Source organism: Haloferax sp. AB510 (assembly GCF_024136985.1).
Taxonomy (GTDB): Archaea; Halobacteriota; Halobacteria; order Halobacteriales; family Haloferacaceae; genus Haloferax.
The window spans coordinates 20386-41327 of record NZ_JAMYJY010000001.1; the positions used below are offsets into that span (position 1 = coordinate 20386).

A 20942-nucleotide genomic window follows, 5' to 3' on the forward strand; every position below is an offset into this window, starting at 1 on the left:
GCGGGTGAGCTGTCCGTGAAACCACGATACGGGGAAGCGGCCATTACTATAGACGCGCTAAGGGACGGTGGCGACTCCACAACCGAAACAAACGCGTCGCTGTCGTGCGGTTTTTCGGAAACGTGACATCGGCGGGTCGAACGACGAATTAGGCACCGAACAGACCGTAGAGCGCGCGCCGGGATTGCTTACACGGCCGATAATAATGCCGTTTACGACTAGGTGTGGTGTATGGTTGACCGAGAGACAGACAGACGGAGTATTCTCAAGCTATCCGGTGTCGCGGCCATCGCATCACTGAGCGGCTGTGCGAGCTTCGCCAAGCAGGCGAACAGCGGCGGAGCGGACACGCCGGCGGGGCAGTCGGAACAGCAGACGACGACCGCGCAGCCCGAGACGCGGACGGCCGCAGGCAACGAGACCGACGCGAACGCGTCCGTCGAGATGCGTCCGAAGACGGTGTCCGACCCGTCGTTCGAACTCCAGACGGGTGCCCTCCGGTCGCTGCAGACCGACGCGCGGTATCCGACCATCGGCACGGCCGACACGACGGTAACGGTCTACGGGAGCTGGAAATGCCCATACACCCAGGAGTTCGTGCGACAGCAGTTCGGCGGGCTGGTCGAGGACTTCGTCGCGACCGGAGACCTCTCCATCGAGTTCCGGAACGTGGCGTACATGGACGGCGAGCCGTATCTCGGGCCGGACGCGCCTCGGGCGAGCGAAGCCGGGCTCGCGGTCTGGAACATCGACCCCGAGTCGTTCTGGACGTACTTCTCCTACGTCTTCGCGAACCAGCCCCAGGAGCGCCGCGACTGGGCGACGACCGAGAACCTCGTCCGATTCGCCGAGGCGGCGGACACGAACGGCATCGACCAGATTCGGCGGGCGATTCGCTCGCGCGCGTACGCCCAAAGCGTCCAACTGTCCGCCGACAGCGCGGCCGAACTCGGCATCACGACCGTCCCGCGCATCGCCACCGACGACGAGGTGACGGCACCGACGGTCGACCCCGAAGCGACGAGAGAACAGCTTGAGCGGGTCGCGAACGGCGGGTCGACGTTCGGCGGAACCACAGAGAGTAACTCCACGTTCGGCGGAGGATCGACCGAAAACGACACCTCGTTCGGAGAGTCTACGACTGAAAACGACACCGCCTTCGGGTCGTCGTCCGGCGGAAACGAGACCGGAGCGACGAACAACAGTTCGACGACGTTCGGAAGCAACGAGACGACCGAGTCGGACGACGACACGTTCTAGTTCTTCGCGACGCTGTCGAGGCTTATTCTTCGGGTGTGAGCCGCCTGCACCGGCCGAGGGAGTCGTGATACGGTTCCCGCCCGAGGTGCTGCGGGCGTGCTGAATAGCGCGCGTACCAATCACTCTCAAGTCGAGTTTGAGCGAGCATTCAGACGAGGGAGATACAGTGAATGGGGCTGTGAGTCACTGTGGGTCTCCACACGTTGGTTCGAGCCACATCCTCTCGGCAGAAGCGATGCGAACGAAAACACCGGTCATCGAGTCTCCCCCACGAATGCAGGGAGGGATACCGTGCGTCTCGGGTCGTTCGCCCGCGTTTACTTCGGTGATTTTGGATGGCCACGCCGCGGTGAGCGGCTGTGCGTCACCCACTGCGACCGAGAGTTTGGTCGGGACTCCCTCGAACCAGTCGGCACCTTCGTCTTGGTTCCCTGCTTCGATGGCGAACGACCGCTGAAATAGTGTCCCGTCAGCGTCGTTCATCACCTCGACAAACACCTCGATATCTCTGCCAGTGTTGTTGTCCATCTCGACTCGATGGAGGGGGTCTGAGCTACCGAAACCAGCGCAGCCAGCAACTCCCATGGACCATGTGACGGCGAAGCCGGCGAGGTATTTGCGTCGGGAGGGCATGGCACCATCTTTCACTCATGTGAACAAATGAGTTCGGGACGGCATGTAGTGCTAATCCACACTGTCGAGTGACAAAAAGAACGACCGCGAGCCGAGCGGTCAGTTAGCGCCGGGGAGCGAACAGATGGTGACCTCGCCGTTCGCGTAGACGTAGTTCGTCGTCGGCGGACAGACCTCGGTCTTCGACGGGTCGAGGTTCGTGGCCACGTCCTGTTCGTTCGGGAAGTACGAGGCGCTCTGTGATTGGTACTCCCGATAGGCCGTTATCCCCTGCGGGACTGGCCTCCCTTCTTCGGCCGGTAACGGCTCGGCCGGATACGCGTTCGTCCGCTCCCACACCGTCCCGTACGGCAGGTCGGTGTAGAGTTCGCCGCCCTGTTGCGACGAGCGGGCCGAACCGTACGTGTCGATGGCGGCGAGTTCCTGTTCGGTGTACGAGAGCCGTTCGTGTTGGTCCGGGAACGCCGGACTGTCCATCGCGCCGTCGTTCGACATGAGCATCACGTTCGGGTAGACGAGCACGAACAGGAGTAGGATGACGCCGACCACCTTGAGCGAGGTCCGGTTCGCGAGGTGGCGGAATCCGAGGACGCCGATGATGGCGAGGAGGGCGTAGAGGTACGCGAACCAGCGACCGGGGACGAAGCTCTCGATACCGACGAGCGGCAGTCCGAGCACGACGAACAGCATCGCCACGATAGCGCCGACGAACGTGTACGTCGTCTGCGTCGCCCGCGAGCGGTTGAGCACCGTGAGACACCCGATAAGACCCGCGAAGATGAGCATGAGGAAGCCGGCTTCGGTGACGTACGTCGAGAGCTGCGAGAAGAACGTCTGACCGGCCGAACCGGCCACACCGGACGCGCCGGCCGACCCGCCGCTACCGCTCACGCCCTGAAGGAACCCGGCGTTGAACAGGTTCAACACGAGGTAGTTGATGACCGTTTCGAGGAAGGTGTCGCCCTGATACGGCGTCAGCGACCACGTGAAGACGATGAGTCCGAGGTTGAATCCCACGAGTCCCGCGAGGTTCACGGGGCTGGACGCGCCGCCCGAGAACGAAAGCGGGTCGGGGTCCTCGGTGAAGAAGTCGAACCGGAGCAACACCTGCGCGATGAACCCCGCGAAGAGGAGCACCAACATGATGAACGACGACACCTGGTGGGTGAGGATGACGGCGGTGCTGAACAGGACGAGCAGGCCGAAGTCGCGCCATCGCTCGCTGGCGTGGGTGATCCGCACGAGACAGTACAGACACGCGAGGAAAAACAGCAGGCCGAGGCTCGTCGGGATGAGGTGGATGCCCCAGCGGACGACCTGGTCGCCCATCGCGTACAGCGCGCCGGCGGTGAGGGCCCACCGGAGCGGGACGAGCAGTCGTGCCGTCCCGTAGACTAAAATCGGGACGAGCGGCATCACGACGCCGATCGAGAGGTACAGCGCGTTCCGAAGCGACAGGTCGAGGAGGTGCGTCGACGCCGCCGTGAGCAGGTGGAACAGCGGCGACGCATAGTACTTGATGTCGTTGATGGCAGACAGCGAGTCCGCCTGAAGAATCATCTGGACGAACGTCGTGTGCGACCAGATGTCGATTCCGATGTAACCCGGCGCGGTGTAGAGCGCGGCGAATCGGACGACGAACGAGTACACGAGAATCTCCGCGAGGAAGACGCTCGGCCGCAGTTCGTCGTCCGGGGCGAGCAGTATCTGTCCGAGGAGGAGCGTGCCGACGACGCCGCCGATGTCCATGAACAGGATGCTTCGTTCGCCCTGAACGACCGCGAGAACGACCATGACGGCGAGGCCGAAGAAGACGCCGGCCGAGATGAGTCGCACGAGCGACGGCGCGAGCGTCGGGAGGCCGTTCGTGGTCCCCCTCCCGCGGGCGGCCGCGAGATAGAGGAGACTCCCGACGCCGAGGAGTATCGGGAGCGTCACGATGAAGATCTGTGACGAGAGGAACCGCAGCGGGAACAACGCGAGCGCGAGCACGACTCCGAGGGCCGCCGCGAGCACGTCGAGTTCGGCTCGTTGTAAGCGGTCGTATACCGATGAGAGCATCGTCATGTATGAGCTGAGAGTTGTGGTTCGAAGAGCGTCCGTCAGATTGTGGTCGGGTCCGTATTGGGGCCGTAAAACACGTCCTGCCAGTCGCGGGTCACGTGGGTTCCCCACTCGATGTCGAGTTCGGGAAGCTCACGGTCCATCGCGTACTGCACGCTGAGCGCGGGGATATTGGCGCCCGCACCGACCGACGCGGTGACCGACCGGGAGATTCGCGGATGGACGTCGACGAGTTTCGGCCTGCCGTCGGCGGTGTATTTGAACCGGAACGTGGCGTTGTACTCCAACCCGAAGAGCGAGCAGAGCTCGTGGGCGTCCCCGAGGAGTTCCGGGTTCTTCTCGACGGTGCCAACGAACGAGGAGTCGTCGCACGTCGCGGCGTGCGACCGTGAGACGAGAACCGGCGTCTCGTCGTCGCGAACGAGGGCGTCTACGGTGTACTCCTCGCCGGGGAGGTACTCCATCACGATGAGTTCGGGGAACTGGGCCGTCTCACGGAGGACGGGGAGCACGTCGTCGAGCGTGGTGACGGTGCTGTCCGGTTTCTGGTTCAACAGCGCGTTGAACCGGTCCATATCCGGGTCGACGACGCGAAAGCAGCGCCTGTCGTTGCTGACGGGTGGCTTGAAGCAGACGCGGCGGTCGGGATAGCCGAGCGCGTGGACCGCATCGAGAAACTCGTCGAACGAGGAGGCGCGGTAGAACTCGGGTGCCATCGGGTGGGCCTGCTTGACGAGTTCGTCGTACAGCCGTCCTTTATCCCTGGTAATCGAGAGCGACTGGGGCGGAACGGCCATCACTTCGATACCTTCGCGCTCGAAGGCAGGCTTCGCCTCGGAGAGGCCCTCGACGTCCGCCGCGTTGAGGGGGAAAATCACGTCGGCGTTCTCGCGGCGCGCGACCGAACGCAGCTCGGAGACGAACGCGTCGGCGTCACCGGCGGGGACCGTCTCCGCCGTGTCGACGAGGCTGAAGCCGTAAGCGTCCGGGTCCGTATCGACGCCGACGATGTGGGCGTCGAACGCGTCGGCCCGTCGAATCGCCTTGATGATACCCGAAGCGCCGAAGGTACCGGCACCGGTCACCAGCACGGTCACATCGCCGTCCCGGCTCGACGGTCGGACTGTATCCAGCAGTGTCATCGAGACGAGACAGGCACCAAGGGCCCCTTATTATATAGCAGATAAACGGCGTGAACCGTCGAAAATCGGCTATTTCGAGGCCTCAGTCACGGTCCGAGAACGAGCGGCGAAACGCGGGGACGAGCGGCTAGTCGACGGCCGCTACTCGACGGCCGCGAGAACCCGTTCGACGATGATGTCCGTCGCGTCGACGTTCTCTTCGAGGAGTCGCTGTCGGCGGGCCTCCCAGTCGGCGTCGGTCGACCGGAGGATGTCGACCGCCCGGTCCGCGGCGCGTTCGTTCCGGTGTTCGCCGTGGTACCCGAACAGCAGGTCGAACGAGGCGAGGTCGCGCATGAGCCCGGGGTTCGCGCTGTGGACGTAGACGGTCGGCGTCCCGAGCACGGCGCTCTCGGAGGCCATCGTCCCGCTCTCGCCGATAAAGAGGTCGGCGTACGCGAGCACGTGGTGGATGAGGTGCGGATCGATGGTGATGGCGTAGTCTGCTAACTCAGTGGGAAGTGAATCGCCCTCCGCGGAGATGAGTACCGATGCGCCCGCGTCTTCGAGGCGACCGACGAGGTCGGTGAGGCCGTCGAGACCCTCGTCGCCGATGTCGTGCGCCGCGCCCCAACTGACCAACCGGACGACGGCGTACGTGTCGTCGGCGTCGACCGGCAGGCCGTCGAGCGCCGACGGATCGGGGTCGAATCGGTCGGGGTGGAGGTACGCGAGTTCGTGGTAACTCGGGTACCGGTAGTGGTTCGAACCGGCGTCGTCGCGGTAGCATTTCGGTGTGGCGACCTCGTCGGCGAAGGGAAACGTCAGCGCGTTCGAGAGCGTCGCGTGCTCCGTGTCGGTGAAGACGACGCACTCGGCCCCGACGAGTTTCGCGACGTGTGCGGCCTCGAACCCGCCGATGGAGGCGACGACATCCGGGTCGATGTCCCGCGCGGCGCGAAACAGGCGATACTCGATACCGAGCGTCGACAGCGCGACGCCGGAAAGCGAATCGCCGCGGGAGCCGACGACCTCGTAGTCGATTTCGTACTCGTCGAGGAGGTCCACGGCGACGTCCTTGTCGAGGGCGCGAACGTGGACCCCGTGGCCGCGGGCCTCGAACTCGTCGATGGCGTGCTTGAAGAAGTGAACGTGCGCAGGGTGCTGAATCGTGATGAGGATGTCCATCGCGGTGTCTCAGAGCTGCGCGTAGTGGAAGCCGCGCTCGTCGGCCTTGTCGGCGTCGAACACGTCGGCCACGTCTATCATGACCGGGTCGGACCCGAGCGCGGCGGCCATCTCGTCGAGGTCGTAGTCAGTGAACTCCTCGTGGCCGGTCGCCACGACGACGCCGTCATACGCCTCGAAGTCGACCGACTCGACCACCTCGATGTCGAAGACTTCCCGCGACTCGTCGGGGTCGGCGTGGGGGTCGTAGCCGACGCAGTCGACGTGGAACTCGTCGAGTTTCTCTATCATCGTGCTCACGTCGGAGCTTCGGATGTCGCCGACGCCCGGCTTGTAGGCGAGTCCGAGGACGAGCAGTCGCGTGTCCTGGAGGACGCGCCCCGACTCGTTGATGGTCTTGACCGCCTTGCGGGCGGCGTGAACCGGGACGTACTCGTTGATTTCGCGCGCCTGCAACACGAGTTTCGGCGAGAAGCCCTCGCGCTTGGAGCGGTAGGTGAGGTAAAACGGGTCGACGGGGATGCAGTGGCCACCGACGAAGCCCGGGGAGTAGCCGTCGTGGAAGTTCCACTTTGTCCCCGCGGCTTCGAGTACGTCCTTGGTCGTCAGGCCCATGTGGTCGCACGCGATGGCCAGTTCGTTGACGAGTGCGATGTTCATGTCGCGCTGGACGTTCTCGATGACCTTCGACGCCTCCGCCGTCTCGATGTCGGGCGCGCGGTGGATACCGGCGTCGACGATACTCCCGTAGAGGTCGGCGAGGCGCTCGCGGACCCCCTCCGAGTTGGCACCGACTACCTTGACCACGTCCTTGACGCTCCGCCCGGTGTCGCCGGGCGACGCGCGCTCCGGCGAGTAGCCGACGAAAATGTCCTCACCCACGGCGAATCCGGACTCGGATTCGAGCGCGGGGACGAGGACGGACTCGGTCGCGCCGGGATAGACGGTGGATTCGAGGACGACGGTCGTCCCCGGAGAGACGTGCTGGCCGATGGTCTCGGCCGCGGATTCGACGAACGTGAGGTCGGGATTCTCCATGCTGTCGACCGGGGTCGGGACCGTCACGATGACGAAGTCCGCGTCCGAGATGTGCGTCGCGTCCGTCGTGAACAGCACGTCTGAGGCCGCGACGCCCTCGTCGGTTACGTCCCCGGTGGGGTCCGTCCCCGCCGAGAGTGTCGAGACCTTGTCTGGGTCGACGTCGTAGCCGATGACCGACTTCCCGGCGCGGTCGAACTCGATGGCCAGCGGCAGGCCGACGTAGCCGAGGCCGACGACGCAGACGGTGTCAGTCATGAAGACCGATTCCCTCGTAGTCGACGCGGTCGTGGTCGCGGTACTCCGTGGCGGCCTGCCGCCCGTCGACGAAGACGACCGGGCGGTCGTCGTCGGCGAAGGCGGGAACGTCGAGGTGGTCGAACGACTCGTGGGCCGTCACGAGGACGATGGCGTCCGGCGACAGGTCGTCGCTCGTCACGCCGCGCATCACCGTCGCGCCGGCGTCCTCGAAGACGGCGGTGTCGTCGAGGATGGGGTCGGTCGCGACCACGTCCGCGCCCGCTTCATCGAGATGTTCGACGACGGGGAGCGCCGGCGTCTTGCGAATCTCTTCGACGCCGGCGCGGTAGGTGAGACCGAGGACGAGAACGGTCGCGTCCTCGGGGTCGATACCCCGCGCCGCCAGTCGGTCGAGCGCCGTCTGCGCGGTGACGTGCGGCATCTCGTCGTTGACGGCGCGAGCCGTCTCCATGAGCGGCGACCCCGTCTCGAACTGCGTGATGAGGAACTGCGGGTAGTACGGGATGCAGTGGCCGCCGACGCCCGCGCCGGGCGTGTGAATTTCGCAGAACGGTTGGGTGTTGGCCACGTCGATGGCCTCGGTCACGTCGATTTCGAACTCGCCCGCGTGGGTGGCGAGTTCGTTCGCGAGCGCGATGTTCACGTCGCGGTAGACGCCCTCGAACACCTTGACCGCCTCCGCGGTCGTCGTGTCCGAGACCGTGATGACCTCGTTCGACGAAATCTGGTCGTAGATGAGCGACGCGGCACGGGTGCTCTCGTCGTCGGCGCCGCCGACGACCTTCGGGTACGCCCCGCGGATGTCCTTCAACGCGCGCCCGGACGAGGTCCGCTCGGGGCAGAACGCGAGGCCGAACTCGCCGAGCGAGAGACCGCTTTCGGATTCGAGAAGCGGCAGGAGCGCGTCGCGACAGGAGCGCGGCGGGAGCGTCGATTCGAAGACGACGAGGTCGCCCTCGTCGAGTCCCTTCCCGATGTCTCGTGCGACCGCCTCGATGACCGAGAGGTCCGGACGGCCCGCCTCGTCGACGAGTGTCGGGACGATAACCACGTGAATGCTCGCCTCGTCGGCGACCTCACGCGGTTCCGTGTTGGCGACGAGCGCGCCGTCCCCGACGAGTTCTTCGACGAGTTCGTCGAGTCCGGGTTCGCCGACGATGTGGTTGCGACCGGCGTTTATCTCGCGGACGACGTCGGTGTCGATGTCCGCGCCGGTGACGTTACCGGTGGTCTCGGCGTAGACGGAGGCGAGGGGAAGTCCCATCTTGCCGAGGCCGTAGACGCCGACCGGCACGTCGCCGGACGTGAGCGCGGCTATCTGTTCGTCTTCGGTGCGTTCGGAGCCGTAGATAGTCGTGACTGAAGATTGCGTGCTCATATGGTGTTCGCTCCCTGGAGCTTCGCCGGGAGTGGGCGGTGTTCGGCGGGCGTTCCGACCGCGAGCGTCTCCGGAGGAACGTCCTCGGTGACGGTCGCGCCGGCGGCGACAAACGCGTTCTCGCCGACGGTCACGTCGGGGAGGATCGTTGCGTTCCCGCCGACCGAGACGCCGTCTTCGAGCGTCGGACCGGTCATCTCGACGTCCTGCCGGACCGGATACGGGTCGTTCGTGAGCACCGCGCCCGGCCCGACGAACACGTCGTCGCCGATGTGCGTGTGGGTCGGAACGTAGACCCGGGTCTGGAGGCTCACGTTCGAACCGATGGTCGCGGTGCCGTCGATGACGGTGTTGGTTCCGACGACGACGTTGTCACCGATTCGGGTGTCTTCGCGGACGAGCGCATCGTGGCCGGTGACGAAGCCGTCGCCGATGGTCACGTCGCTGTAGACGATGGTCCCCGAGCGGATTCGGGCGTCGTCGCCGACGATCGTCTGCTGTGACTCGTCGCTGGCCGGGTACCCGAGGGTGACGTCGTCGTCTATCTCGCAGTTGGACCCCGTGACGTACAAGTTCATGTCTGGGCCGAATCGGCGATCGTCTCGTCCTCGTCGGCGGGCGACACGTCGCCGTCCGACCGGAGGGTGGTTACGAGCACGAACAGTGCGACGAGCGCCGCGAGGAGTTTGGTTTTGGTGCGCATGTGTTGGTCACGCCGCGGGCCGTCGTGGCCCGCGATTCGAAACGGAGGTCACGCGAAACGGCCATTATTATCGGGACGATAAGCCCGCAGACGCCCGAAAACGGCGGAAAACGAGTCGTCCCGGCCGTGCGAACGCTCACCAACCAGCGTCGGAATTCCTCGATTTTTCGGAGCGTCACCCCCTGACCGCCGCCGTCGGCGCAGTCAGCCATCCGCCCTTATCAGACCGCTAAGCCCTTCTTTCGACCGGTTTCGGGCGTGAACGGTCGCGGCCATTTTTCAACACGGACTGTCAAGGCGCGGGTGATGAAGTCGTCTACCCGTCGCTGGACACTCGACTTACTCCTCGTGGTCGCGGGGGCAATCGCCGCGCTCGCGGTGGTCATGCTCGACTTCTCCGGGTCTGTCGTCCGGAGTCTGTTCGTCGTGCCGCTCATCGTCCTCTACCCGGGATACGCGCTCCTCGCCGCGGTGTTCCCGGAACGGCGGTCGGACGTCGAGTCCGACACCATGGACGACGAGTCGGCGCTGACGCGACCGACGCGCCACACCGCCGGACTGCTCTACTCCGTTCGACTGGTCCTCTCGGCGGCGTTGAGCCTCGCGCTCGTCGCCGCAGTCGCGCTCGTCACCAACCTCGTCGGACAGGGGTTCGACGCGAGCATCGTCGCGCTCGGCGTGTTCGGCGTGACGATGTTGTTCACCGCGGTCGCCGTCGCCCGGCGCCTGCTGCTCCCCCCCGGACGCGCGAGCCGGAGCCCCGCCGCTCAGTACCGTCCTCGGGAGCGTGGCGGCGACCGCCGGTGCGGTCACGTCCCCGCTGTCCTCCGAGTCGCGGAGTTCGCCCGTCTCGCTCGCCGTCAACCTCCTCGTGGTTGTCAGCCTTGTCGCGTTCCTCAGCAGCGTCGGGTTCGCAATGGTCGAGACGCAGACTCCCGAGTCGGACTTCACCGAAGCGTACCTCGTGACCCAAAACGAGTCGGGCTACGAGGCCAGCGGCTATCCCCAGCAGCTCAGTTCGGGGGAGCAAGTCCCGGTGACGCTGGCGCTGGAGAACCACGAACACGAGTCGACGACGTACACGGTCGTCACGGAGCTTCAGCGACTCGACAGAACGCCGAACGGGACACAGGTGGTCGAAGAGCGCGAGCTCGACCGAACGCAAGCGTCGGTCGAGGACAACGAGACCGCCTACGTCCAACAGGACGTTCGACCGACGATGTCCGGTGAGTCGCTCCGACTCGTCTATCACGTCTACAAAGGTGACGCTCCCGACGATGCGAACCGCGAGAACTCGTATCGGACCGTCCAACTCGTCGTGTCGGTCGGCGACGGCGGCGGCGACACCACCGCGCAACTCGGTCGGCCGGGTTCGATTGGGGGGATCTCGGCCTGATGTGGCCGTGGGAGCATCTCGTCTTCGGCTACGTGCTGTACTCCCTCGCGAACCGCGTCGCGTGGGAGACGCCTATCGGTGACGCAGCCGGCGTCACCCTCGCGGTGATGACACAGGTTCCCGACCTCGTGGACAAGCCGCTCTCGTGGTCGTTCGGCGTCGTCACGACCGGCTACGGGCCGGCGCACTCGCTCCTCGTCGGCGCACCGCTCGTCGCGCTCCTCGCGGGGGCGCTCTGGACGCGGAACAAGGCGAAACTCGCGGTCGCCGCAGTCGTCGGCTACGGGTCGCACCTCGTCGGCGACCTGCTCGCACTCCGGGCGAACGGGCCAAACGTCGGCCGGCTGCTCTGGCCGCTCGCACCGCGGGAGCCGTACTCGAACGACCTCGGCTTTGTCCAGCGGTTCGCGGAGTACTTCCAGACGTTCCTCTATCAGATGCTGCGCCCCGAGAACACGTGGCTCGTCGTCGGTTACGCGGCCGTCTTCGGGGTGGTCGTTCTGCTGTGGGTGCTCGACGGGACGCCGGGACTTCGGTGGGCTCGCCGTGCCGCCGGCCTGCGCCGCTGATTCGCGGCCCGTCTTGTAACGGATAACGGAGATATAATTTGACAAAAGCAGTCCTACTTAACAGTTGCATCCCTAATCGTCGATATGGAAGGACATTCTGTTTGAATAATACGATAAACGCTAAAAATACTCATTAGACAGAGGCAGAGACGTTCTCTCGATGCGGAATCAAGGCGCAGAAGAGCGCAGGAGGACAGTCTCTCGGAGACAGGTACTGAAGGGCATCGGCGGGGCGGCCGCGGCGGTCTCGTTCGCCGGGACGGCATCAGCCGACGACGACTGGTACAACGTCGTCGACGAGGGAGCCGATCCGACCGGCGGGGAATCTATCAATCCGGTCTTAGACGATATCCAGTGCGACGACGGGACGGTTCTGTATTTCCCGGAGGGCGAGTATCTCATGGACGACTCGTTCCGTCACGTCGATTTCCGCGGGTTCGAACTGCGGGGGGATAACGCGACAATCGTCCCGGCCGCCGACTACGACGGCAGGTGGCTGTTCAAGTTGGGGACGTTCGAGCAACCGGGGGAAGACCTCGTCGTCGAGGGCTTCGAGTTCGACTTCACCGACGACGACACGGGACTTCGCGTCGTCCAAGCGCAGGTCAGAGACGACCTCCTCGCGCGGGACCTCTCCGTCGTCGGCCAACACGACAGCGGGAAGTACGGCCCGTTCGCGTTCGACGTCACCAGTTCGTCGGGCATCGGGACGCTCCAGAACATCAGGATTCCCGACGGCGGCGAGTTCTCGGACAACACGCCGGGCGACATCGACGTGGGGCCCACGGGAATCATCGTGTCGCCGTACCACGACGGCAAGCTTTGGGTCCGCGACTGTGAGGTCGGCGCGTGGCCCGACAACGGCCTCTACTGTTCGACCGAGGGCGGCCGCGTCGTCGTCGACGGCGGTGTGTTCAAGAACAGTAATATCGCCAACATCCGGCTCTCGGGCGATTACAGCTCGATTCACGGCGCGACCGTCATCGTGGACGAACGCCGCACTGACGACACGAACCAGCGGGGCATCCGACTCGACGGCGGTGCGTACAACTGGATAGACGACACCGTCGTCCGAATCGACGAGCCGAACGGGCGCGCCATCAGCGTCCAGAACGACGTCGAGTGGGCGCGGATTCAGAACTCGAGCGTCATCGTCAACGGAGACGTGTCGACGAAGGCCGTCACCGTCTCGCCGGGCGCCGGAAAAATCGATATCATCAACACGGACATCGAGTTCAACACCAGCGGCCACGCGCTCGTCGTGGGCGGGCCGAGCAGCGCCGACGCGGACCCGGTCTACATTCTCAAGTCGAGCGTCGGCGGCTCCGGCGACGGGTCGAACGGTCGGCACGCGGTCCGGCTCGAACGAGGGAACTGCACGCTCGACCGCTTCGACGTCGAGCAGACCGGTGGCGACTATCGACGCGCGGTCAAGGTACTCGGCGACGGCAGCACGTTCGTCTGGGGCGACTACGACACGGGCCACATCCCGCTGGTCAACGACGCTGACGGGACGACGTTCCGCGGCATCACCGCCGAGTCGCACGACGGCTACGAAGGAATGAAAGTCATCGACGGGTCGAGCGGCGTCGAAGTCACCGAATCTGTGATTCACAACGGCGTCTGGGAGTACGGCGACGTCGACGTCACGTACGACGGAAACTGGTTCTGAGCCACGACGGTTTGGCCCCGAGTCCCCGCCGCGACTCACCTCTCTGCGGCCGGCTGGAGTCACGGCGACAGCGTCGCCTCGATGAGTCGCGAGATGGCCCGGCGAATCCGCTGTGAGACCCCCGACTTGGAGATGCCGAGGATGGCTGCGAGTTCGCCCTGCGAGGACCGCCGTGGGACCTCGAAATAACCGTGTTCGTGGGCGACGAGAAGCGCCTTGCGCTGCCCCGGGAGGAGCGCCGTCTCGGTCCCCACGTCGGTGTCGCGGGCGACGTGGAGGCGCTTTACCCGGAATGAGATATCGTTGTCGTGGTAGTGTTCTTGGACGCGGTGCAGCGTCGAGTGAGCGGGGAGGTGCATCTGGATGGACCACCTGCCGTCTTTGTGTCGAACGGAGATGACCCGAACGCCCATCTCCGTCGAGGACGGGGGAATCAGGCGGACGCCGCTCCCGAAGAGGACGCGAAACCGGTGGTCGGAGCCGACGGAACCGAGGAAATCCGCCTCTATCACGGTCGGGTCGACGACGAGGGACGCCCCGACTGAATCGACGGGACCCTGTTCGACAACGACGAACGCGCAGTCCCAGCCAAATCCCTCGGTCGGTTGGAATTCGAGTTCGACCGGCCCCCGGTGTCCCGTGACGAACGACGAGAGAATCAGCCTCGGGTCCTCAAGCGTTATCTCCAAGTATATCGGTCGAGCGTCGTCCCCCCTTCGGTCCTCGTGCATCGCCTGTTGTTCGATAATCGGTACGGGTTATTATGCGGGTGATAAGCGTCTGTAGCCGCGTCTCCGCGGGGTCGCTCCCGAACCTGTCGGCGGGCTGTGAGCAACTACGATACCCATAATAACGACACCGAAACGTCCACAGTTCGGTAGGACTCCGACTACAATGTACAAAGACAACTCAATCGCCGTCGTCGTGCCGGCCTACAACGAAGCGGGTTACGTCGGGGACGTCATCGACACTCTCCCCTCATTCGTCGACCTGGCCTACGTCTCGACGACGGGTCGACAGACGGGACGTGGGACGAAATCGTGACGCACGCCGACGCGTTCAACGAGGACCACACCCCCGAAGCGACGGCGTACGACGACGTGGTCGTCCCGATTCAACACGAGGAGAACCGCGGGGTCGGCGGCGCGCTCAAGACCGGTTACCTCCACGCGCTGGAAGACGAAGTCGATATCACGGCCGTCCTCGGCGGCGACGGGCAGATGAACCCCAACGAACTGGCGAAGTATCTCGACCCCATCGCGGAGGGCGACGCCGACTACGCGAAGGGCAACCGATTCATGGAGCAGTCGGACCTCGACGCCATGCCGGGCTATCGACTCGTCGGTAACTCCATCCTCTCGTACCTGACGAAGTTCGCCAGCGGCTACTGGAAGACGATGGACCCGCAGAACGGCTACACCGCGATTTCCCACGAGGCGCTTCGGCAGGCCGACATCGAGAACATGTACGAGTACTACGGCTACTGCAACGACCTGCTCGTCAAACTCAACGCCGAGAACCTTCGGGTCGCGGACATCGCCTGCTCCGCGGAGTACCTGTACGACGACGACTGGAAGAGCCACATCAACTACAGCGAGTACGTCCCCCGCGTCTCGAGCATGCTGCTCCGGAACTACTTCTGGCGGCTGAAAAACAAGTACATGCTCCGCGACTTCCACCCGCTCGCGGCGTTCTACTACCTCGGAACTGTCATCGCGGGCGTCGCGGCCATCGGCCTCATCGGCTCGGGACTGACGGGTGGCGACGGCGACGACGACTCACCCAGCCTCGGCAGTTGGGCAATCGGTCTTCTCTTCGGTATCACGTTCCTGCTTTTCGGCACGGTCCTCGACCACAACGACAACGAAGCGCTCGAAATCCGGGTCGACGACGACACCTACGAGACCGAGGTTCCGAGCGAGTAACCCGAGTCGAATCGGGGGCCGAAGGCCGCCGAAATCCGCAGACATACTTAAAGGCTGAACATGTGAAGCCGGGAACGTTCGTGAGTATACGACGTTCTCGGTTATATGAGATTCACGCAATCTGACGATACCGACGCGAATGACTCCCGGGGCCCGAAGCTTACGCGGCGCTCGTATCTCCTCGGAGCCGTCGGCACCCTCGCGGTCGGAAGCTATCTGTCGCACCCCGTCAACAGCGTCGAGGCGAACACGATGAGCGTCGACGTTCCGCGGGCGTACCTCGACCGGTTCTCGAACGTCGTCAACGTCGTCGACGCGGGAGCCGACCCGAAGGGCGTCGAACCCATCGACGACGTGCTCTCGCGGCACGTCGCGGACGACACGCTCCTGGTCTTCCCGGAGGGGCGATACCTGATGCACAGGCAACTCCGAAAGACCGGATTCGAGAACCTCGGGTTCTACGGGCCGAACGCGACGCTCACGCACGGCCGAATCGACGCCATCGACAGCAACGTCGTCACCGAGGGCGATTTCACCGGTGCGGCCCGGTTCTTCCGGCTCGGCGTCATCTACGCCCCAGGCAGAGACCTCCTCTTCGAGGGGTTCACGTTCGATTTCACCGCCCCGCAGAACGGGATTCGGGCCATCGAGGCCTACGTCACGGACGGGCTCGAAGTCCGCGACATCACCATCGCGGGCGAACACGACACCGGGACCCTCGGTCCGGCGCTGTTCAGCGTGACCACCGCCGGCGGGACCGGCACCGTCGAGCGGTTCAGCGCGCCCGACGGCGCGGCGTTCACGAAAGACACCATCGGCGACATCAACCTCGGCCCCACCGGGATACTCATCGACCCGAACAGCGCGGGGACGCTCCGCTTCGTCGACTGCGAACTCGGTCGGTTCCCGGACAACGGGCTGTACGTCTCGGGTTCGAAGGGCGTCGTCCACGTCGAGGGCGGGACGTACAAGAACAGCACCGTCTCCTCGATTCGGCTCAAGGGGTACGGTAGCAGCGTCCGCGGCGCGACGGTCGTCATCGACGAACTCGTCCCCGGCATCAGCCAGCGCGGTATCCGCCTCGACGACGGGGCTGACCTCCGCATCGAAGACACCACCGTCGAGGTCACCGGTTCCGCGGAGAACGCCATTCGCGTCCTCGACGACGCGCAGACCTCGGTTATCAAGAACTGCAGCATCGTTCTCAACGACGACGAGGGCTGTGCGCGCGGCATTCAGGTGACCCCCGGTGCGGGTCGCCTCGAAGTCCTCGACACGACCATCGACATCCACGGGTCGAACTTCGCCATCTACCTTCAGGGACAAAACCTTCCGGAGGACCCGATGGTGCTCGTCAAGAACGTCACCATCACCGGTTCGGCACCCGGCGACGGCCAGCGCGAGGCGATTCGCGTCGAGCGCGCGAACGCCCGGTTCGAGAACCTGACCGTCCACCAACCCGGCGAGAGCTACCGGCGCTGTGCCGAAATTCTCGCGGACGACGCCCTGTTCGTCGGCGGGACCTACGAGGCGACGCACCACCCCTTCATCAACAAGGGCAACCGGACGCGCTTCGACGGCATCACCGCGCGGTCCCTCAGCGGGCGACAAGCCATGAAGCTGTACTCGCAGGGGACCGACGTGGTCGTCATGGACTCGGTGCTCTACGGCGGCTACATCGACGGCGGCGCGGAGGGGTTCGTCGTCGACAACACCGAACTGCCACCCGCCTGAGACGAACGGACCTTACCGACCCGATAATCATGGGGGTCGGTACGCAACTGCGGGTAACGCATGGACCACGACCGACTGGCCGATAAGGACCTCCTCGTCGTCTCACACGGCTACAAACACTTCGTCAAGTCGCAGGTCGACGTGCTCGCGGAGTACTTCGATTCCATCACCGTCTGCGTCAGGTACAACTGGTTTGCCGACGTGGCGTCTCGACTCCCCGTGGGCGGCGGCGAGGGGTTCGGAAGAGACGCCAAAATCGCCACGACGGACGTGCCCGACAACGTACACGTCATCGAGACCCCGCTTTTGTACCTCCCGGTGGACGCGCAGCGCGAGCACATCCTCGGACAGCAACACGCCCGGAAAGTCCGCAAGAAACTGGCGGACTATCCTGTCTCGTTCGACCTGATTCACTGCCACATGACGTGGACCTCCGGGTACGTCGGCGCGCGTCTGAAAGAGGAACTCGGCATCCCGTACGTCCTCACCGTCCACGCCAACCGCAACTGGTTCCAAACACAACTCGACTCCGACAACGCCCGGCTGAAGCGAGCGTGGACCGACGCCGACCGGCTCGTTCGCGTCAACCGGCGCGATCGCTCGAAACTGGAGGCCTACAACGACGACGTGGTCCACATCCCCAACGGCTACGACACCGACGTGTTCGAGCGCATCTCCACCGCCGCGGCCCGCGAGCGACTCGGCATCGGCGACGACGAACCCATCGTCTTCGCGCTCGGGACGCTGAAACCGCGGAAGGGCTTCCAGCACCTGATGCGAGCGATGACGCGAGTCCGCGACTCCGAACCCGAAGCGAGACTCGTCATCGGCGGGCAGGGCGGCATGCGCGACGAACTCGAATCGCTCGCCGCGGAACTCGGTATCGACGACCGGACCGACCTGCTCGGCTACGTCGAGTCGGGGACGCTCAACGACTGGATGAACGCGGCCGACGTGTTCGTCCTCCCCAGCTACAGCGAGAGCTTCGGCGTCGTCCAACTGGAAGCGATGGCCTGCGGGACGCCGGTCGTCGCGACGAAAAACGGCGGGAGCGAAGAGGTCGTCACGAGCGACGACTACGGCTTCCTCGTCGAGGGGCCGGAGTCGCACGACGAACTCGCCGACGCCGTCATCGATGCCCTTCACAAGCGGTGGGACGCGGACGCGATTCAGGCGTACGCGAACGAGTGCACGTGGGAGAACGTCTGCGAGGACATCGCCGACCTCTACGTCGAAGTCCTCGACGAGACCGAGAGCGAGCGGCAAGCCGTCGCCGCGCAGTAAGGCTCCGGAACGGCACCAGAACCGCGCTATCTGTTTCTGTCGGGAGGCGGTCCGCGTAGCACTCGGGCCCGACGGTCGGCGTCAAAAAATCCAGACGGCCCGTTAGCGCGCGCTTCGACCGGCGAGCGCCACGATTCCCACGAACAGAACCGAGTGGAACCACGGCGACCCGCCGAGCGGAGACGACTGCAAATCGAGCCACTCGACCGCCGAAAGCGGTTGCGTCATCAGGAGCGTCGACCCGCTGTCGGTCGTATTCGATGTCGTGGTGGTATCGGTCGCTGTCGTGTCTGTCGTCGCGGTGTCGGTCGTGGACGTATCCGTCGTCGTGGTGTCGGTGTCCGTGGACGTTGTCGTGGTATCTGTGGTCGTCGTCGTGTCGGTCGTCGTATCCGTGGTCGTCGTCTCAGTCGTGGTTGTATTCGTCGCTGTCGTCGTCTCTGTGGTCGTAGTCGTCGTGTCTGTGGCTGTGTCGGTCGTTGTCGTAGCTGTGTCGGTCGTTGTCGTAGCTGTGTCGGTCGTTGTGGTGGTCGTATCTGTCGTCGTTGGTGACGAGGTCGTCGTCGTTGTCGTCGTGTTGTTCGACGGTGTGTCCGTCGTCGTCGGCGACGAAGTGGTCGTTGTCGTCGTGTTGTTCGACGGTGTGTCCGTCGTCGTCGGTGACGCGGTCGTCGTCGCTGTCGTCGTGTTGTTCGATGGCGTCTCCGTCGCTGTCGGTGACGCGGTTGTCGTCTGGTCGTCGCTATCATCGCCGTCGTCGTCATCGTCGTCGTCACCGCCCCAGAGCCAGCCGCCGCCGTCGTCCGACTCGGTCGTCGTCGTATTCGACGGCGGACTGGTGGTGTTCGTCGATGTCGCCGTGTCGGTCGTCCCCGTATCCGTCTCGGTCGGCGGCGTCGTCGTCACCGGCGTATCGGTCGTCGGCATCGGCGTGTCGGTGACCGGGGTGGTGTTGTTCACCTGCGGTACCGGCGAGTCGCCGTCGACTGAGGGGGCGATGCCGACGCTGGGGACGCCGACGGCGAGCGCGACACCGGAGAGCGAGAGCAGGACGCCGGCGACGAGCAGGACGCGTTGCAGCGTGTTTTTGTGCCGTTCGGCCCAGGATTCGTTGCCCCACGCGGGAGTCCCGGCGTTGGCGCTACCGCTGCCGCGACGGACGCGAATCGCGGTGGCGCGGGAACCAACCGGGTCGGGAAGCGAACTCAGCAGGTCCAGCGCCTCGTCGGCGTCCACGGCCCCGACCACGAACGCCACCGTCACGAAGACGAGGAGGCCGATAATGGGGACGACGACCAACGCGAGGAGACTGCTCTCGATGGTCATCGAGAGCAGGAAGATGGGGACTCCGGAGATGAACCCCGTCGCGAGCACTCGCACGAGTCGAGCGTCGGAAAACGGCTTGAACCCGAGGTAGCGCGCGCTGGCGAGGTTGAACACCGGGAGCGAGGAGTAGCCGATGGTCGTCGCCACGGCGGCCCCGAGAATGCCGTGACGCGGGATGAGAACCACGTTCAAGACGATGTTCAGAACCGCCGCGGCACCGGTCGCCGCGATGAGCGGCTTCATGTCGGCCTTCGCGTGGCTGATGGCGAGGATGGGGCGAACGACCGCGAAGCCGATGGTCCCCGGGAGCAGGATGAGAAGCGGCGTGACGACCGGCATCGACCCGGAACCGAGGTACAGCGGGACGAAGTCCTTCGCGAGCGCCGCCAGCCCGAGCGACAGGAGGACGATGACGAGCATCCCGTAGCGGGTGACGCGAGAGGCGATTTCGTTTATCTGGTCGATTCGTTCGTCCGCCCACAGGTCCGAGACGGACTGCACGAGCATCGACTGAATCGAGCGGGGGATGACCCAGAGGAACTGGCTGATGACCAGTGCGGACTTGTAGTAACCGACGCGCGTCTCCGTGACGTGGGACGCCAGCATCAGCACGTCAACGTGGTACATCGACGTGAGAAACAGCATGTAGACCACCGAGAGGTGGTTGAAACTGAACAGCTCCTTCGTCGGGAACTCCCGCGGCGTCGTGCTGAAGATGCCGCGAAGCGAGACGTTCTTGCGGACCCACCACAGCGCGAGGAGCGCAACGAGGCTGTTGACGACGATGAGGCCGACCATCAGCCCCCCGATTTCGTATCCGAGGTAGGCGATACCGATGAGCGCGAGCCGGGTTCCGACCTTGTTGAGCACCCGAAGCGGCTCCGAGAGGTGCTCCTGTTTGAGTCCCATCAGGGACCGGCGGGCGTACTCGCGGAACTGCGTCGCGATGGTGAGTCCGGCGAGGCCGTAGAAGCCGACGACGTACTCCGGACCGAGGAATCGGGTGACGACGCCGAATCGCGCGGCGGCGGCGAACGCGAGCGCGGTCAGTACCGCGAGGACCGTCCCGAGGCGGAAGTAGTAGCCGAACACGTGAGTCTGCCAGTCGGAGATCGAGCGGTCTTCGGCGAGGAACTTCCGGGCACCGCTGTTGATGCCGGAACTCATCAAGATAGTCGAGATACCGAAGACGGCGGTGAGGGTGCCGTAGCGACCGTACAGTTCGAACCCGAGTGTCGTGATGAGAAGCGGCGTGAGGACCACCGAAGACAGCACGATGAAGATGCGCCCCCCGAAGATAGAGAGGAACGCGGTGACCATGTTCCGCTTCATTCACACCACCCGTCTGCGCCGCTCTCGTCGGGGGTCCGCGCCGGTGCGACGCGCGGAG

General features: G+C 64.8%; 16 protein-coding genes and 2 pseudogenes. 8 read left to right on the forward strand and 10 right to left on the reverse strand.

Annotated features, from left to right (window positions below):
- Positions 1 to 231: 231 nt before the first annotated feature.
- Complete coding sequence (locus NKF06_RS00100) at positions 232 to 1260, forward strand: thioredoxin domain-containing protein (RefSeq protein WP_253244104.1); 1029 nt, start codon at positions 232 to 234, stop codon at positions 1258 to 1260.
- Between the two features lie 183 nt (positions 1261 to 1443).
- Here the strand turns inward: NKF06_RS00100 and NKF06_RS00105 are convergent, their stop codons facing one another.
- The 8 genes from NKF06_RS00105 to NKF06_RS20935 all read right to left on the reverse strand — a co-directional run bounded on the left by NKF06_RS00105 (position 1444) and on the right by NKF06_RS20935 (position 9646).
- Positions 1444 to 1893 carry a hypothetical protein gene (locus tag NKF06_RS00105; RefSeq protein WP_253244105.1) on the reverse strand — a complete coding sequence of 150 codons (450 nt, stop codon included), beginning with the start codon at positions 1891 to 1893 and terminating at the stop codon, positions 1444 to 1446.
- Between the two features lie 99 nt (positions 1894 to 1992).
- A complete protein-coding gene (locus NKF06_RS00110) occupies positions 1993 to 3960 on the reverse strand; it encodes a glycosyltransferase family 39 protein (RefSeq protein ID WP_253244106.1) in 1968 nt (655 codons plus the stop codon).
- Positions 3961 to 3995: 35 nt separating this feature from the next.
- Entirely contained in the window at positions 3996 to 5054 is a 1059-nt protein-coding gene (locus NKF06_RS00115) for an ATP-grasp domain-containing protein (RefSeq protein ID WP_253244107.1), read from the reverse strand.
- Between the two features lie 186 nt (positions 5055 to 5240).
- A complete protein-coding gene (locus NKF06_RS00120; protein WP_253244108.1) occupies positions 5241 to 6266 on the reverse strand; it encodes a DUF354 domain-containing protein in 1026 nt (341 codons plus the stop codon).
- Positions 6267 to 6275: 9 nt separating this feature from the next.
- Positions 6276 to 7562, reverse strand: a complete 1287-nt coding sequence (locus tag NKF06_RS00125; protein WP_253244109.1) for a nucleotide sugar dehydrogenase — start codon at positions 7560 to 7562, stop codon at positions 6276 to 6278.
- Positions 7555 to 8943: a nucleotide sugar dehydrogenase gene (locus tag NKF06_RS00130; RefSeq protein ID WP_253244110.1), complete on the reverse strand. Its 1389-nt coding sequence runs from the start codon at positions 8941 to 8943 to the stop codon at positions 7555 to 7557. Before NKF06_RS00130 ends, NKF06_RS00125 begins: the two co-directional genes overlap by 8 nt.
- Positions 8940 to 9521 (reverse strand): acyltransferase, encoded by a 582-nt coding sequence (locus NKF06_RS00135; protein ID WP_058826517.1) that lies wholly within the window; start codon positions 9519 to 9521, stop codon positions 8940 to 8942. The genes NKF06_RS00130 and NKF06_RS00135 overlap by 4 nt, the downstream gene beginning before the upstream one ends.
- Positions 9518 to 9646 carry a hypothetical protein gene (locus NKF06_RS20935; RefSeq protein WP_256364932.1) on the reverse strand — a complete coding sequence of 43 codons (129 nt, stop codon included), beginning with the start codon at positions 9644 to 9646 and terminating at the stop codon, positions 9518 to 9520. Before NKF06_RS20935 ends, NKF06_RS00135 begins: the two co-directional genes overlap by 4 nt.
- A gap of 384 nt (positions 9647 to 10030) precedes the next feature.
- On the opposite strand from NKF06_RS20935, the pseudogene NKF06_RS00140 reads away from it, so the two are divergent.
- The 4 genes and pseudogenes from NKF06_RS00140 to NKF06_RS00155 form a co-directional block, all read left to right on the forward strand.
- A pseudogene (locus NKF06_RS00140) lies at positions 10031 to 10360 on the forward strand (DUF1616 domain-containing protein); the annotation flags it as partial.
- Positions 10361 to 10433: 73 nt separating this feature from the next.
- Positions 10434 to 11042, forward strand: a complete 609-nt coding sequence (locus NKF06_RS00145; RefSeq protein ID WP_253244111.1) for a DUF1616 domain-containing protein — start codon at positions 10434 to 10436, stop codon at positions 11040 to 11042.
- A complete protein-coding gene (locus NKF06_RS00150; RefSeq protein ID WP_253244112.1) occupies positions 11042 to 11611 on the forward strand; it encodes a metal-dependent hydrolase in 570 nt (189 codons plus the stop codon). The genes NKF06_RS00145 and NKF06_RS00150 overlap by 1 nt, the downstream gene beginning before the upstream one ends.
- 160 nt (positions 11612 to 11771) lie before the next feature.
- Positions 11772 to 13283: a hypothetical protein gene (locus tag NKF06_RS00155; protein ID WP_253244113.1), complete on the forward strand. Its 1512-nt coding sequence runs from the start codon at positions 11772 to 11774 to the stop codon at positions 13281 to 13283.
- A 59-nt stretch (positions 13284 to 13342) separates the two neighbouring features.
- On the opposite strand, the gene NKF06_RS00160 is transcribed toward NKF06_RS00155, so the two are convergent.
- Entirely contained in the window at positions 13343 to 14014 is a 672-nt protein-coding gene (locus tag NKF06_RS00160) for a helix-turn-helix domain-containing protein (protein WP_082677670.1), read from the reverse strand.
- 163 nt (positions 14015 to 14177) lie between these two features.
- Here NKF06_RS00160 and NKF06_RS00170 point away from each other — a divergent pair.
- The 3 genes and pseudogenes from NKF06_RS00170 to NKF06_RS00180 all read left to right on the forward strand — a co-directional run bounded on the left by NKF06_RS00170 (position 14178) and on the right by NKF06_RS00180 (position 18226).
- Positions 14178 to 15208: pseudogene (locus tag NKF06_RS00170) on the forward strand (glycosyltransferase family 2 protein).
- 105 nt (positions 15209 to 15313) lie between these two features.
- Complete coding sequence (locus tag NKF06_RS00175) at positions 15314 to 16942, forward strand: right-handed parallel beta-helix repeat-containing protein (protein ID WP_253244116.1); 1629 nt, start codon at positions 15314 to 15316, stop codon at positions 16940 to 16942.
- A 60-nt stretch (positions 16943 to 17002) separates the two neighbouring features.
- Complete coding sequence (locus NKF06_RS00180) at positions 17003 to 18226, forward strand: glycosyltransferase (RefSeq protein WP_253244117.1); 1224 nt, start codon at positions 17003 to 17005, stop codon at positions 18224 to 18226.
- 102 nt (positions 18227 to 18328) lie between these two features.
- On the opposite strand, the gene NKF06_RS00185 is transcribed toward NKF06_RS00180, so the two are convergent.
- Positions 18329 to 20884, reverse strand: coding sequence for an oligosaccharide flippase family protein (locus tag NKF06_RS00185; RefSeq protein WP_253244118.1), 2556 nt, complete (start codon positions 20882 to 20884; stop codon positions 18329 to 18331).
- Between the last annotated feature and the right edge of the window lie 58 nt (positions 20885 to 20942).